This window comes from Pseudomonas sp. DC3200b2, assembly GCF_049895785.1.
Classification (GTDB): Bacteria; Pseudomonadota; Gammaproteobacteria; order Pseudomonadales; family Pseudomonadaceae; genus Aquipseudomonas; species Aquipseudomonas massiliensis.
The window spans coordinates 1022559-1036249 of the sequence record NZ_JAFCTA010000001.1 but is presented as its reverse complement, the minus strand read 5'-3'; the positions used below and the strand labels follow the sequence as shown (position 1 = coordinate 1036249).

The 13691-nt window shown below is 62.7% G+C and carries 14 protein-coding genes; 4 read left to right on the top strand and 10 right to left on the bottom strand.

All coding sequences use genetic code 11. The features are described 5' to 3' along the window. Positions 1-16 precede the first annotated feature (16 nt). Both ccmB and ccmA read right to left on the bottom strand, forming a co-directional pair. A complete protein-coding gene (ccmB, locus tag ACP691_RS04985; protein ID WP_426152727.1) occupies positions 17-700 on the bottom strand; it encodes a heme exporter protein CcmB in 684 nt (227 codons plus the stop codon). A gap of 118 nt (positions 701-818) precedes the next feature. Continuing rightward, complete coding sequence (gene ccmA, locus ACP691_RS04980) at positions 819-1457, bottom strand: cytochrome c biogenesis heme-transporting ATPase CcmA (protein WP_426152725.1); 639 nt, start codon at positions 1455-1457, stop codon at positions 819-821. A gap of 162 nt (positions 1458-1619) precedes the next feature. On the opposite strand from ccmA, the gene ACP691_RS04975 reads away from it, so the two are divergent. From ACP691_RS04975 to ACP691_RS04960, 4 genes are all read left to right on the top strand, one after another. After that, positions 1620-3200 (top strand): flagellar hook-length control protein FliK, encoded by a 1581-nt coding sequence (locus tag ACP691_RS04975; protein ID WP_426152723.1) that lies wholly within the window; start codon positions 1620-1622, stop codon positions 3198-3200. Next, entirely contained in the window at positions 3197-3508 is a 312-nt protein-coding gene (locus ACP691_RS04970; protein WP_426152721.1) for an EscU/YscU/HrcU family type III secretion system export apparatus switch protein, read from the top strand. The genes ACP691_RS04975 and ACP691_RS04970 overlap by 4 nt, the downstream gene beginning before the upstream one ends. A gap of 183 nt (positions 3509-3691) precedes the next feature. Beyond that, positions 3692-4543, top strand: coding sequence for an RHS repeat-associated core domain-containing protein (locus ACP691_RS04965; RefSeq protein ID WP_426152719.1), 852 nt, complete (start codon positions 3692-3694; stop codon positions 4541-4543). A gap of 277 nt (positions 4544-4820) precedes the next feature. Continuing rightward, the gene (locus tag ACP691_RS04960; RefSeq protein WP_426152717.1) at positions 4821-5705 is read left to right on the top strand and encodes an RHS repeat-associated core domain-containing protein; all 885 of its coding nucleotides are present in this window, start codon (positions 4821-4823) and stop codon (positions 5703-5705) included. Between the two features lie 104 nt (positions 5706-5809). Here the strand turns inward: ACP691_RS04960 and ACP691_RS04955 are convergent, their stop codons facing one another. The 8 genes from ACP691_RS04955 to ACP691_RS04920 form a co-directional block, all read right to left on the bottom strand. Further along, entirely contained in the window at positions 5810-6202 is a 393-nt protein-coding gene (locus ACP691_RS04955; protein WP_040262345.1) for a DUF2802 domain-containing protein, read from the bottom strand. A 1-nt stretch (position 6203) separates the two neighbouring features. Then, positions 6204-6683, bottom strand: coding sequence for a chemotaxis protein CheW (locus ACP691_RS04950; protein ID WP_040262344.1), 480 nt, complete (start codon positions 6681-6683; stop codon positions 6204-6206). A 64-nt stretch (positions 6684-6747) separates the two neighbouring features. Continuing rightward, a complete protein-coding gene (locus ACP691_RS04945) occupies positions 6748-7746 on the bottom strand; it encodes a chemotaxis protein CheW (protein WP_426153008.1) in 999 nt (332 codons plus the stop codon). Positions 7747-7855: 109 nt separating this feature from the next. After that, positions 7856-8644 (bottom strand): ParA family protein, encoded by a 789-nt coding sequence (locus tag ACP691_RS04940; RefSeq protein ID WP_426152714.1) that lies wholly within the window; start codon positions 8642-8644, stop codon positions 7856-7858. Between the two features lie 23 nt (positions 8645-8667). Continuing rightward, positions 8668-9549, bottom strand: a complete 882-nt coding sequence (gene motD / locus ACP691_RS04935; RefSeq protein ID WP_426152712.1) for a flagellar motor protein MotD — start codon at positions 9547-9549, stop codon at positions 8668-8670. A 3-nt stretch (positions 9550-9552) separates the two neighbouring features. Next, positions 9553-10293, bottom strand: a complete 741-nt coding sequence (locus ACP691_RS04930) for a flagellar motor protein (RefSeq protein ID WP_040262341.1) — start codon at positions 10291-10293, stop codon at positions 9553-9555. After that, a complete protein-coding gene (locus ACP691_RS04925; protein WP_426152710.1) occupies positions 10293-11441 on the bottom strand; it encodes a protein-glutamate methylesterase/protein-glutamine glutaminase in 1149 nt (382 codons plus the stop codon). Before ACP691_RS04925 ends, ACP691_RS04930 begins: the two co-directional genes overlap by 1 nt. 49 nt (positions 11442-11490) lie before the next feature. After that, positions 11491-13653 (bottom strand): chemotaxis protein CheA, encoded by a 2163-nt coding sequence (locus ACP691_RS04920; RefSeq protein WP_426152708.1) that lies wholly within the window; start codon positions 13651-13653, stop codon positions 11491-11493. Between the last annotated feature and the right edge of the window lie 38 nt (positions 13654-13691).

Here is a 13691-nt window from a genome sequence, read left to right as displayed (position 1 = left end):
TCACTCTCATGCTTGATCATTCGTTCAGGCTGATACGCAGCCCAGCCACTACGGCCAAGGGCCCCAGGCTGAGGGTCGCCGCCGCCAGGCTGCCCAGCCACAGCAGGAACCCGGCCACCGGCAACCCTTCCAGAGCAGCGCGCAAGGCGCCGCTGCCCAGGATGAGCACCGGAATATATAAAGGCAGTACCAGCAAGGCCAGCAGCAGGCCACCACGGCGCAGGCTGACCGTCAGGGCCGCGCCGATCGCGCCGAGCAGGGTAAGCACGGGCGTACCGAGCAGCAGGCTGGCCACCAGGGTAGGCAGGCTGTGGGACGGTAGCCCAAGCATCAGGCCCAGCAGCGGCGCGAGCACGACCAGGGCCAGCCCGGACAATGCCCAGTGGGCGAAGAGCTTGGCCAGCACCGCGGGAAGCATGCCGTGGCGGCTCAGGGACCACTGTTCCAGGGAGCCGTCTTCGAAATCCTCGCGAAAAACACCCTCGAGGGACAACAGCACTGCCAGTACCGCCGCTACCCATACCAGCCCAGGTGCCATCTGCCGCAGCAGGGCCGGGTCCGCGCCCAGCGCCAATGGAAAGAGCGTGGCGACCACGGCGAAGAACACTAGAGGATGCGCCAGCGCCGACGGGCGTCTGGCCAGCAGTTGCCCTTCCCTGCGCAAGAGACGGGCGAAGACCACCAGGCCGATAGCCTTCATCAGCGAGATTGCATCCAGCAGGGGCAGCGGCGGCCTGGAGCCAGGCCTGTCGATCGGAGCGTCACGAGGCACCTTCGAAACGGCGGCCGGCGATTATACACGGCGACGGCCCAGCGATTCATGAAGCCGACGTCTCAACGCCCAGGCGCAGCTCACGATAACGGGCCGGCATACGGCTCAACTCGTGGTGAGAGGTCAGCACCACCGCCCCTCCCCCTTCGCAATGGCCCTGCAGGTGTGCCTCAAGGGCAGCCACCGAGGCGGCGTCCAGCGCGGTAAAAGGCTCGTCCAGCAGCCACAGTGGCGCTGGCGCCAGATATAGCCGGGCCAACGCCACGCGCCGACGCTGGCCGGCTGATAGCCGCTGGCAGGGCTGATCTTCATAACCGGCCAAGCCTACGGTGGCAAGGGCGGCGTTGATGGCAATCCGGTCCGCCGGCATGCCCAGGGCGCATAGCCAACTCAGATTCTCCGACGGTGTGAGGCTCAGCTTCAACGCCGGCGCGTGCCCCAGCCACAGCAGATGGCCAGCCAGGTCCGGTAGCGCTCGCGGCAAGGGCTGACCATTGAAGCGTACCTGGCCGGCAGTGGGCGTCATCAGGCCGGCCAGCACTCGCAGCAACGACGTTTTACCCGCGCCGTTGGCTCCCGTGACCTTGAGCATTTCACCACTGCTGACACTCAGCTCCAGGCCGTCGAAGAGCATTCGCTCATCACGCTCGCACACCAGGGCGTGGCCTTGCAGATGTACCGACACCTTGTGTTCTCCATGGGCTGGCCGCTCGGTTCAAGTCTCCCCTGCCAAGGCCGATAGCGATAGCAATCACGACCTCGCCACCGCTGCCTGGGTGGCCGGGAATTATACACAGGGAGGCCCGGTAAGGACCGTGCCGCCTTTGGCACCTTGAGCGCGAGTCTAATGACCAACGAAATCAGCGCCGTGGCCGCGGCCGCCAATCTGGCTGCCGCCACCCGCTCCGCCGCGGCCAGCGCCGAACTGCTCAAACTGTTGCAGTCGGTGGATGGCTTGCTCGAACCGGGGCAAAGCGCCAAGGCCGAAGTACTGTCCATCAAACAGCTGCCGGGCCAGTTCCAGATGCTGCTGCAGGTCACCCTGGACAGCGGGCGCCAGGCGACAGTGCAAGTGGGCGGCACGCAGCCGCTGGCCATCGGCACCCCTTTGCTGGTCACCCGAATGCTTTCCGAGCAACTGGCTGTGAGCCTGGCCGGAGCACCACGCACGGGCCTGACCACGCTGGACACCCAGCAACTGCCCGTAGGTACCCTGGTGCAAGGCAAGGTCGTCACCTCCGTGCCGTTAAGCAGCGACAACGGGGGTGGCTACCGCGCCATGGTTACCTTGCTCAATACCGCCCTGGCTGGGCAGACGCTGACCATCGACAGCCCGCAGCCTCTGCGCCTGGGCAGCCTGCTCAGCGCTCAGGTGCAGGGTAGCCAGGCCCTGGGGCTGGTGCAATTGGGCGGCCAGCTGGACCAACTGGCCGTCGCGCAACAGATCACCACCCAGGCGAGCCGCCAGGCATCGCTGCAGAGCCTGTTGAGCCTGATCCAGACCAACCAAGGCGCCACCAGCCTGCCACCGACCGTGCGAGAGGCCGCCTCGGCGTTGCTTGCCCTGGCGCCTGGCATCACCGAGCTGGACAGCCCCGAGGCCGTGGCCCGGGTGCTTAACCATAGCGGCATATTCCTGGAATCCGGGCTGCTGACTGGTAGCCTGGAAACGCCCGAGCTGGACCTCAAGGGTTCGCTGCTGCGCCTGGTGGCGACCATCTTGCCGAACCTGCCCAGCCAGGGGGCGGCGGGAAGCGCGCCAAACCCGGCGACCCTGGCCACCATGCTGGCCACGGCGCCCGGTTTCGTTCGCAATGCCCTAGGCGTACTAGGCCAGATAGGGCCACGTTCCCAGGAAGCGCCCGGTTTTCCCCTGAGCGAGCGCGCCCTGACCAAGGGCGCTCATGAGGGTGAACTGCAATCGCTGCTGCGCCTGGCCTCGGCCGCGCTGTCGCGGGTGCAGACCCATCAGCTCGCAGCCCTCGAGCAGAATCCGGGGCATGCTCAGGGCACCCCGGTTCATAACTGGCAAATGGAAATTCCGCTGCGGGTGCTCAATGATATCGTTCCAATGCAAGTGCGCATGCAGGCTCAGGACGGGCCCGAAGAGCGTGACGCTGAGGTGGAGCGGGACGCCGACGGCAACCGCCTGCCGCCGCGCAAGCTGTGGCGCCTGGACCTGGCTTTCGACCTTCCGCGCCTGGGCCCATTGCATGTGCAGGCGCAGCTGTTCAACAGCAACCTGTCCAGCCAGGTCTGGGCGGAACAGCCCGCGACCGTGGCCGTGGTCCGCCAGGAGCTACCCTGGTTTCGCGAACGGCTCCAGGCGGCAGGGCTGAATGTCGGCGAACTGGACTGCCACAGCGGCCGCCCTCCCCAGGGCAATCGCACTCGTCTCCAACAACGCTGGGTGGATGAAACCGCATGAGTCAACGCTACCCCCGCCAGGCCATCGCCCTGAGCTACGATGGCATCCAGGCCCCTACCCTTTCCGGCAAGGGCGACGACGAACTGGCCGACGCCATCATCGCCATCGCCAAGGCCCATGAAGTACCTATCTATGAAAACGCCGAGCTTGTGAAGATGCTTGGCCAACTGGAATTGGGTGACAGCATTCCCCGGGAACTGTACCTGACGATTGCAGAGATCATTGCGTTTGCCTGGTACTTGCAAGGGAAGATTCCGGTGGGAGTGGATATCAATCCGCCGGGTGAGCGGGACGTTACGCCCATATAAACGAGATATTGAAGCTCTGGGCTAGTGGTGACTCTCACTCTGACATGAGCAACTCCGGGTCACTATACGCTCCATCGCACGGATATGGATAATTCAGCGCGTTCTCAACCTCACTGAATGTCAGCTTTTAAAGCAATAGAAAGGAGGGCATAAAGGTGTATATAGTTTGGAGGACCACAGCGCATGAATGACAGTCTACTTTCCAGTTCCGCGTTTGGCTTGATAGGAGCGGACGCGACAAACTCGCCTTATCTCGTGCTGGCTGCAGCTACCGCCAAGCGCATCAACTACACACCGTTTGGACGCTCTTCAGCTCAGCGAGTTGGATATAACGGCCAAATGAAGGAAGCGATTACCAACGGCTATTTCCTAGGTAACGGGCACCGCCATTACTCGCCTACGCTGTATCGCTTCATAGCTTGGGACAGCCTAAGCCCTTTCGTTGCAGGGGGTATCAATGGTTATGCTTACACCGGCGGCGAACCGGTGAACAGGATCGATCCCAGCGGTCGTTCTTGGCTTAACCGAGCGCTATCCAGGATACGTGAATGGACGATGCCGGCACGTAGGCAACCTAGACACCCGGCTGTCGTCCTTCAACGCGTTAGACATCACATGGACCTTACCCCTGTCAGCGAGGTGAGAGCTGCCGTCCTAGAAAAGACCCCGGCCTGGACAACGCGAGACTTGATCATCGTACCGCCGGATGCATACAGCTCTTCCCGAATCCCTCCCCTGAGCCGCTCCGAATCGCTACGGAGCGGAAGATCAAGCGCATCCTCGGTAGAACGGCTTCCCGTTACTCGCCCTACACGACGTGGTGCTCTCGATGCCAATGACCTAGAAGAGCTGAGGCAATTCCGATTGGGACGAGGGATCAACGATGATATGTCCAATGCCCGCAGATTCAGCACTTCCAGCATTCGCTCGACAGGTTCAATCGATAGCCTGGTTGCTCGGAGCATGGATCCACCTCCCCCCTACCCCCTGCCCCCGAGCTATGAAGAGGCCGTTGAATCAGCAGCGCGCCGATAGCCTGGATCGTGTCCCAGGAAATGGCGTAACTAAACCAACCGAAGGCGCCCCGTGGGCGAAAGAGGATGGCCATCGTGGTTCTCAGGGCGCGGCCACCGCGCGGCACGTCAATCGCTTCGCCCACGCATGCGCAGCGGCGGAGCGACCGACCCTTTCGACATTGCGGTCCACTGGAAGCGGGGCGATCACTGAAAAACCTATCAGTCTGTCAGCTTAAGCCAGCACTGCGAATGGCGTTAAATGATCCCGTGAAACATTCAGATGGGGTAGCCACATATTGAGCGACATAAGGCTTGAGAGGCCTAGGCCATTACACCGCTCTGTCGGAACTCGACTCCTGGCCACCGACCTCGCCGGCTCCGCCCTGGCGACTAAAGCCTCAGGGCCTCGCTATTTCATCCATTACACCCCTTTCGGCTATCGCGCTTCAGGCCAGCAGGCGATGGGTTTTTGCGGAGCCTTCCAAGAGCACTCCGGCCTGTACCAATCTGGGCATGGCTACCGCGTGTATGCACCATTGCTCATGCGCTTCAACCGGCCGGACGTATTAAGCCCTTATGGCGAGGGTGGTTTGAACCCATATATCTATTGCGGCGCCGACCCGGTAAATAGGACGGACCCCTCCGGATTATTTTTCCAGCATGTATTAGCTAGGCTCAGGGGATTCAAGCGAACCCTTCAGTCGTTCGCGCGGCCGCGCGCAGAGGTGCTTTTCTTTGATGACGTATCAACCGTCGGTTTGTCAAAGACGACTTTTTTCGTCGACGCGCATGGCGACATCGGAAAAACCACCTTCAACAATATGGAGCTAACCCCAGAGCGGCTGGCGAACACCATTATGGAAAACCCTCAGGCCAGGAAAATGCTTGAACGTTCAAATAAGGTAGAGCTGATCAGTTGTTTCGGCGCCGACGCTGCGGAAAATACTCCAGCAGTCGCACAACAGCTCGCGACGCATTTCAGGAGGCCGGTGGTGGCCTATTCTGGCGAGACCACGGGCTGGTCTGGACTCAGCTATTATAAGCATGCCCATCACAAAGCCAGGCACTTCGATTATTCCAGGCCTGCGCCGACATCGGCTGGCCTAAGAAAGCCCCAAGTGCTTGGCACTGATAACAAATGGCCCTTTTACCGACGGCACGTATTCCAGCCTCGAACCTGAGGTTGAACGGCTATGGCCATGAATATTGCCAATCAAATTCGAAGCTACCAGTCACCGCCCATCAAGCCGGACTCTATAGACCCCTAGCCCTTCATTAGCCGTTTTCACCCTCCATGCAACTTGCTCATCAACTCCGCCTCGGCCTGTGTCAATCCGCAGGCCTGAGTGAGTTCGTCGATGCTGGCGCCCATGTGCACCAACTTGGCGGCCTGGGCGAAAGAAAGCGTCTCCGGGTCTCGCTGTTCGAGCTGGAGCAGCTTGTCCGGCAGAGGCGCGACCACCGCGCGCAGTTCGTGGATGGCCTCGCCCATGCGCACGGTGCCGTTCTGGTAGTCGTCGAGGCGCTTGGCCAGCTCGCGGATGCGCTGGTCGCGCACCGCGTCGCCAGCGGCCTGTTCGGCGGCGATACGTTGCTGGTTGCGGGTATAGGAAATGAACAGCGCCACCGACCCGGCCCACAGGATGGCCAGGACGATGACGGCGGCTTCGAGGATCAACTCAGATATTCTCCAGCTCAGACCACTCTTCTTCGGACATCATCTTGTCCAATTCGACCAGAATGAGCAACTCGCCGTTCTTGTTGCACACGCCCTGGATGAACTTGGCCGATTCCTCATTCCCCACGTTGGGCGCGGTTTCCACTTCGGATTGGCGCAGGTAGACCACCTCGGCCACGCTGTCCACCAGAATACCGACCACCTGCTTGTCGGCCTCGATGATCACGATACGGGTATTGTCGGTGACATCGCTGGACGCCAGGCCGAAGCGCTGGCGAGTGTCGATCACCGTCACCACATTGCCGCGCAGGTTGATGATCCCTAGCACGTAGGCCGGCGCACCGGGCACCGGGGCGATTTCCGTGTAGCGCAGCACTTCCTGAACCTGCATCACATTGATGCCGTAGGTTTCGTTATCCAGGCGGAAGGTGACCCATTGCAGGATCGGATCCTCGGAACCCTGACCGGACGTTTTCTTCATACCTTCACCCCTCGCTCCCGCCGCTGCGGTCTATTGTACCTACCCTGAGCCGTTGCCCCGGGACCTATCGTTTATGTCCAGGCCTGTTCTTGGTCCTGGCTTGGGATTGCGCCTTCGCTTCGGCCGCGGCTTTGGCCCGAGCCTCGGCTTCCTGTCGTTTGACCGCGCCGCTGGCAATCATTTCAGCCAACTGCGCCACATCCAGCAGCGCGCACATGTGCTCGATCACCGTGCCCGCCAGCCACGGGCGCTGACCCCGCTGCAGCCGCCATTTGATTTCGCCCGGTTCAAGGCGCAGAGAACGGCTCACCGAGTGCACGGCCAGCCCCCACTCATAGCCTTGCACCGAGATAACGTATTGCAGCCCTTGCTGGAAATCGTCCCGATAGCGATCGGGCATGACCCAACGGGCGGTATCCAGGACCTTGAGGTTGCCACTGTGGCTGGGCAGCAGCCCGAGAAACCACTCGGGCTGGCCGAACAAGGGTGTCAGTTCCTGTCCCGCCAAGGGGTAGATCGACCCCAGGCACACCAGAGGTACCGCCAGGGTCAGGCCGGCCACATCGAACAGCAGGCATTCGAAAGGCTCGTCGGCCCAGGCAGGTCGGCCCTGCTCTACTGGCGTGCCGGTGCCTCCGGCCATGCTTGCGCCTTGGCCGCGGGGCGCTTGAACAGGCTCCGCGGGAGCAGCCTTGGGCGACGCCGCCTCGGCCCGGGGCTGTTCCGGCAGTTCCAGGGGCGCCGGTGGCACAGGCTCCGTTGGCACGGCTACCGGTACGGGCGCCAGCGCCTCGGCCAGAACGGCGGCCGAGACCTGCGGCAAAAGCGAGGGGCCAGCCCAGCGACTGGGCTCATCGAACCGAGGCAGAGTCTCCACCTCGGCCACGGGCCGCGTGGCACGGCGAGGCTCCATGGCCGCCGCGTTCGCTGGCGAGGGCGTGGGCCGCCGGGCGTCACGAATCTGCTCCTCGAGCACTGCGGCCTGGAACTCATCCAGCACTGGCGATTCGGGCAAGGGCTGCGGCGCCTCCGACGCAAGCACGGGCGCCGACGGAAGGCTCATGTCCGGCTCAGCGACCACAGCTTCCTCGGTGGCCTCTTGCAACAGCCCGTCCAGGTAGGACTGCAGGGCCTGTCGCGGGCGCCGGGGAATATCCACGGGACGGCTCATGTCAGGCCACCTGGGTGAGAAGTTGTTGCCCAAGCAAATGCTTGAGCAAGGCACGGTAGGCGATCACCCCTCGGCTCTTGGAATCGAAGCGCGAGGGCGTCAGCCCAGCCCGGCTGGCATCGCGCAGACGGGTATCGACCGGGATGTAGCCTTCCCACACGCTGGTCTGCCAGCGGTCGCGAAGCACCTTGAGGGTCCCCAACGATGCCTGGGTCCGACGGTCGAACAGGGTCGGCACGATGCTGTAGGGCAAGGGTTGCTTGCGCGAGCGGTTGATCATGGTCAGGGTATTGACCATGCGTTCCAGGCCATTGACCGCCAAGTGTTCGGTTTGCACAGGCACTACCAACTGCTGGCTTGCTGCCAGGGCATTGACCATGAGCACGCCTAGCAGCGGTGGGCTGTCGATAAGCGCGTAGTCGAAATCCTGCCAGAGTTGCGCCAGCGCTTTGGCCACGACCAAGCCAAGGCCGCTCTGGCCAGGCGATTGGCGCTCCAGGGTCGCCAGCGCCGTGCTGGATGGCAATAAGGAGATTCGCTCTTCGTTGGTCGGTAGCAGCAATTGGCCAGGCAGCCCTTCAGGCACGTGGCCTTTATGCAGGAACAGGTCGAAACAGCTGTGTTCCTGGCCGTCGGGGTCGTTGCCGAAATAGCTGGTCAAAGAGCCATGCGGGTCCAGGTCCACCACTACCACTCGCTTGCCCGCATCAGCCAAGAGGCCGGCAAGTGCGACTGTGGTGGTGGTTTTTCCGACACCACCTTTTTGGTTGGCGATTGCCCAGACTCTCATGCGTGGGGTTTCCGATAACTGAATTACAAGGCCGGCGACGGGCTTTTGACTCCGGAGCCCGCGCCTGACGATACTGCCCCGGATGGTGCACTTTGTGTGCCAGCCCGCTTGAGCGCCGCATCGGGCGTGGCGTTGGCCGTACCCGACCCGGTCAGGCTGCGACGCACCTCCAGATTTCGCGAAATCACCAGCACCACCCGCCTGTTGCGCGCGCGACCGTCAGCGCTGTCATTGCTCGCCACCGGTTGGTATTCACCATAGCCTACCGCTGCCATGCGTCCGGGATCGATACCATCCATGGCCAGCATCCGCACGATGCTGGAGGCTCGCGCCGAAGACAATTCCCAGTTGGTCGGGTACTGGGCGGTGCGAATCGGCTGGTTGTCAGTGAAGCCTTCCACATGAACCGGATTGGCGAAGGGCTGCAAGATACCAGCGACTTTTTCGATGATGGCAAAGGCGCGGTCACTGGGAATAGCGTCGCCGCTTCCGAAGAGCAGCCCGGATTTCAATTCGATCTCGATCCATAGCTCATTGCCACGGACCGTCAATTGATCGGCGGCGATCAGGTCGCCGAAGGCATTGCGCACGTCATCAGCGATGGTTTGCAAGGCCTGCGCCTGGCCGACGGCGGCTTCGGGTTCTTCGTTCTCGGTATTCAACGGCGTGGCCGGCTGCGTGGTACGTGGCCGCTCGTCGCCGATCGGAATGGGCTTGAGGCTGCGCTGCTGTTCATTGAAGACGCCCACCAAGGCATCGGACAGCACTTTGTACTTGCCTTCGTTGATCGATGAGATGGAGTACATCACGACGAAAAAGGCGAACAGCAAGGTGATGAAATCCGCGTAGGACACCAGCCACCGCTCATGATTCTCATGTTCTTCAACCACCCGCCGACGACGCATCTGTCACTCCATGAAGCCCTGAAGCTTCAGTTCGATGGACCGGGGGTTTTCGCCTTCCGCGATAGAGAGCAGCCCTTCCAGGAGCATTTCCCGATAGCGAGACTGACGCTGCGCCAAGGCCTTGAGCTTGTTGGCCACCGGCAGCAGCACCAGGTTGGCTGACGCCACACCGTAGATGGTGGCGACGAAAGCAACAGCTATGCCACTTCCCAACTGGGAAGGGTCGGCAAGGTTGCCCATCACGTGGATAAGCCCCATCACCGCGCCGATGATACCGATGGTAGGCGCATAGCCGCCCATGCATTCATAGAGTTTGGAAGCCTGGATATCGCGGCTTTCCTGAGTGAAGAAGTCCAGCTCCAGGACGCTGCGCACCGCTTCCGGCTCGGCGCCGTCTACCAGCAACTGCAGGCCTTTGCGGGCATAATTGTCCGGCTCGCTGTCAGCCACGCTTTCCAGGCCGAGCAGGCCCTCCTTGCGCGCCACCAGGCTCCAGCCCACCACCTTGTCCACGCCGCCGGCCATGTCCACCCGGGGCGGGAATACAATCCACGGAAGGATCTGCAAGGCACGCTTGAAGGCGCTCATGGGCGTCTGCAGCAAGGCCGCTGCCAGGGTTCCGCCCAGTACTATCAGGGCGGCAGGCCCGTTGACCAGGGACGGCAGATGACCGCCCTCGAGAAAATTGCCGCCGACAATGGCGACGAAGGCCAGAATGATGCCAATCAGGCTCAGTACATCCATTACTGGCAGCCCTCCGCCAGGTAACGCCCGATGTCGTCCAGGCTGTAGACGGCATCGGCCAGGCCAGCCTTGGCCACAGCCATGGGCATGCCATAGATCACACAGCTGGCTTCATCCTGGGCCCAGACCTGGCTACCCACCTGCTTGAGCAAGCGCGCGCCTTCCCGGCCATCGGCGCCCATGCCGGTGAGCACTACCGCCAGCACCTTGTCTGCGTAGGCCTTGGCCGCCGAGCCAAAGGTGATGTCCACGCAGGGTTTGTAGTTCAGGCGCTCATCGCCGGGAAGGATCTTCACCGTGCCGCGCGCGTCCACCATCATCTGCTTGCCGCCTGGCGCCAGCAGGGCAAGGCCCGGGCGCAACTGATCGCCATCCTCGGCCTCTTTCACGCTGATCTTGCACAGCTTGTCGAGACGCTCGGCGAAAGCACGGGTGAACGCCGCCGGCATATGCTGGATCAGCACCAGGGGCGACGGAAAGTTGGCGGGTAACTGGGTCAGTACTCGCTGCAAGGCTACCGGCCCGCCCGTGGAGGTGCCGATGGCTACCAACTTGTAGGCCTTGCGCTTGGGCGGCGGGCTGTTGCCGGTAGCGGCAGGCGCGGGGGTACCGGCCCGTCCGAGGGGCGCAGTCGAAGCCGTACCCAGCGGGCGCGCGGGCGCGCGGCTGCCCAGGGGTTCCCGAGGCGCCGGTGTAGCGACGGCAGCGCTGGTCGAGCCATGGCCTGGCGTGGGGGAAGAGAAGCGACGATTGCTACGGGCAATGGAGTTGACCTTCTCGCACAGCAATTGCCGCACCTTGTCGGGGTTGCGCGAGATGTCCTCGAAATTCTTCGGTAGGTAATCCACCGCTCCAGCATCCAGGGCATCCAGGGTGACCCGGGCGCCCTCATGGGTAAGCGAGGAAAACATCAACACGGGCGTGGGGCACCGCTGCATGATGTGACGGACCGCGGTAATGCCATCCATCATCGGCATTTCGTAGTCCATGGTGATGACGTCAGGCTTTAGGCTCAGCGCCTGGTCGATGGCTTCGCGGCCATTGCTGGCGGTGCCGACGACCTTTATGTTGCTGTCTTGCGAAAGGATTTCCGTGAGACGGCGGCGGAAAAACCCCGAATCGTCCACCACCAGCACTGTGAGTGACATAGTTACTCCGTTACGGGCCGCCGACCCCGGAAAGCCGGCGGCCGCGGTATCAGATACGCCGGGCGGCGTAGCGCTTGAGCATGCTCGGCACATCGAGGATCAAGGCGATGCGACCATCACCGGTGATGGTGGCCCCGGACATCCCGGGCGTGCCCTGGAGCATCTTGCCCAACGGCTTGATGACCACCTCTTCCTGGCCCACCAGCTGGTCAACGACGAAGCCGATACGCTGGGTGCCCACCGAGAGAATGACCACGTGGCCCTCGCGCTGCTCGCTGTCCTGGGCGCCAGGCACCAGCCAGCGCTTGAGGTAGAACAGGGGCAATGCCTTGTCCCGGACCACCACCACCTCCTGACCGTCGACCACGTTGGTGCGGGACAGGTCCAGATGGAAGATTTCGTTCACGCTCACCAGGGGGAAAGCAAAGGCCTGGTTGCCCAGCATGACCATCAGGGTAGGCATGATCGCCAGGGTGAGCGGCACCTTGATGACAATCTTCGAGCCCTGCCCCTTGGCGGAGTAGATATTGATCGAGCCGTTGAGCTGGGAAATCTTGGTCTTCACCACGTCCATGCCCACACCACGGCCAGACACGTCGGAGATTTCGGTCTTGGTGGAGAAGCCGGGGGCGAAAATCAGGTTGTAGCAATCGGACTCGGACAGCCGGTCCGCGGCGTCCTTGTCCATCAGGCCCTTTTCCACGGCCTTGGCGCGCAGTACCGCGGGGTCCATGCCCTTGCCGTCGTCGGAAATGGACAAGAGAATGTGATCACCTTCCTGCTCCGCCGACAGCACGACCTTGCCGGAACGCGGCTTGCCCGCGGCCTCGCGCTCTTCCGGCATCTCCACGCCATGATCCACGGCATTGCGCACCAAGTGCACCAGCGGGTCGGCCAGGGCTTCTACCAGGTTCTTGTCCAGGTCGGTTTCTTCACCCACCAGCTCCAGGTTGATTTCCTTCTTGAGCTGGCGCGCCAGGTCGCGAACCAGGCGCGGGAAGCGGCCGAACACCTTCTTGATGGGCTGCATGCGGGTCTTCATGACCGACGTTTGCAAGTCCGCCGTGACCACATCGAGGTTGGAGACAGCTTTGGACATGGCCTCGTCGCCGCTGTTGAGGCCCAGCCGCACGAGGCGGTTACGCACCAGCACCAACTCGCCCACCATGTTCATGATTTCGTCCAGTCGCGCGGTATCGACCCGCACGGTGGTTTCCGCCTCGCTGGCAACGGGCTTTTCACCGCCGGCCGCCGGGCGTGCTGCCGCTGGGGCCGCCGCTGGCGCCGGCGTGGCCGGGCGAACGGGCTCGGCCTTGGGTACGGGAGCGGGGGCCGGAGCTGCCGCGGCGGGCTTGCTCAGGGGAGCGGCGGGCGCTTCGACCACCGCGGCTTCGGCGTTGAACTTGCCTTTGCCATGAAGCTGGTCGAGCAGCGCTTCGAATTCATGATCGGTAATCAGTTCACCGCCGGCTACTGGCGCGGCGGGAGCCGCCGGTGCGGCCGGCGCCGCTTCCGGAAGGTTGTCGGCCGCGAAGCTGCCTTTGCCATGCAACTGATCGAGCAGCGCTTCGAATTCCGCATCGGTGATTTCATCGCTGGCAGAGGCAGCCGCCGCCGGCTCCGCGACAGGCGCCAAGGCTTCAGGAGCGAACTGCCCCTTGCCATGCAACTGGTCCAGCAGCGACTCGAACTCCGCGTCGCTGATCTCGTCATCGCCCACGGGGGCCTCGACGACCGGGCTGGGTGCCGGCGCGACGGCAGGCGCGGCCATCACTGGCGCCGGTGCCGGGGCTGGAGTCTCCATAGCCGCCGGCGCTGCACCGGCCGGCTCGGCCAGGCGAGAGAGCGCCGCGAGCAGCTCGGGGGTAGCGGGCGTCAATGGCGAACGTTCGCGTACCTGACCGAACATGCTGTTGACGGTATCAAGTGCTTCAAGCACCACGTCCATGAGCTCGGAATCCACGCGGCGTTCGCCCTTGCGCAGAATGTCGAACACGTTTTCGGCAATGTGGCAGCACTCCACCAGCTCGTTGAGCTGGAGGAAGCCGGCGCCACCTTTAACAGTGTGGAAACCACGAAAAATCGCATTGAGCAGATCCGCATCGTCGGGCCGGCTTTCCAGCTCCACCAACTGTTCGGACAACTGCTCGAGGATCTCGCCGGCCTCTACCAGGAAGTCCTGGAGGATTTCTTCATCGGCGCCGAAGCTCATTTGGGTGCTCCCTGGAAATCGGTAATTGGCATCCGGCT

What these genes read in the sequence shown, in the direction of transcription:
- ccmB (WP_426152727.1), bottom strand. Translation starts at nt 700, where the DNA reads ATGAAGGCTATCGGCCTGGTGGTCTTCGCCCGTCTCTTGCGCAGGGAA.
- ACP691_RS04975 (WP_426152723.1), top strand. Translation starts at nt 1,620, where the DNA reads ATGACCAACGAAATCAGCGCCGTGGCCGCGGCCGCCAATCTGGCTGCC.
- ACP691_RS04970 (WP_426152721.1), top strand. Translation starts at nt 3,197, where the DNA reads ATGAGTCAACGCTACCCCCGCCAGGCCATCGCCCTGAGCTACGATGGC.
- ACP691_RS04965 (WP_426152719.1), top strand. Translation starts at nt 3,692, where the DNA reads ATGAATGACAGTCTACTTTCCAGTTCCGCGTTTGGCTTGATAGGAGCG.
- ACP691_RS04950 (WP_040262344.1), bottom strand. Translation starts at nt 6,683, where the DNA reads ATGAAGAAAACGTCCGGTCAGGGTTCCGAGGATCCGATCCTGCAATGG.
- ACP691_RS04945 (WP_426153008.1), bottom strand. Translation starts at nt 7,746, where the DNA reads ATGAGCCTTCCGTCGGCGCCCGTGCTTGCGTCGGAGGCGCCGCAGCCC.
- ACP691_RS04940 (WP_426152714.1), bottom strand. Translation starts at nt 8,644, where the DNA reads ATGAGAGTCTGGGCAATCGCCAACCAAAAAGGTGGTGTCGGAAAAACC.
- motD (WP_426152712.1), bottom strand. Translation starts at nt 9,549, where the DNA reads ATGCGTCGTCGGCGGGTGGTTGAAGAACATGAGAATCATGAGCGGTGG.
- ACP691_RS04930 (WP_040262341.1), bottom strand. Translation starts at nt 10,293, where the DNA reads ATGGATGTACTGAGCCTGATTGGCATCATTCTGGCCTTCGTCGCCATT.
- ACP691_RS04925 (WP_426152710.1), bottom strand. Translation starts at nt 11,441, where the DNA reads ATGTCACTCACAGTGCTGGTGGTGGACGATTCGGGGTTTTTCCGCCGC.
- ACP691_RS04920 (WP_426152708.1), bottom strand. Translation starts at nt 13,653, where the DNA reads ATGAGCTTCGGCGCCGATGAAGAAATCCTCCAGGACTTCCTGGTAGAG.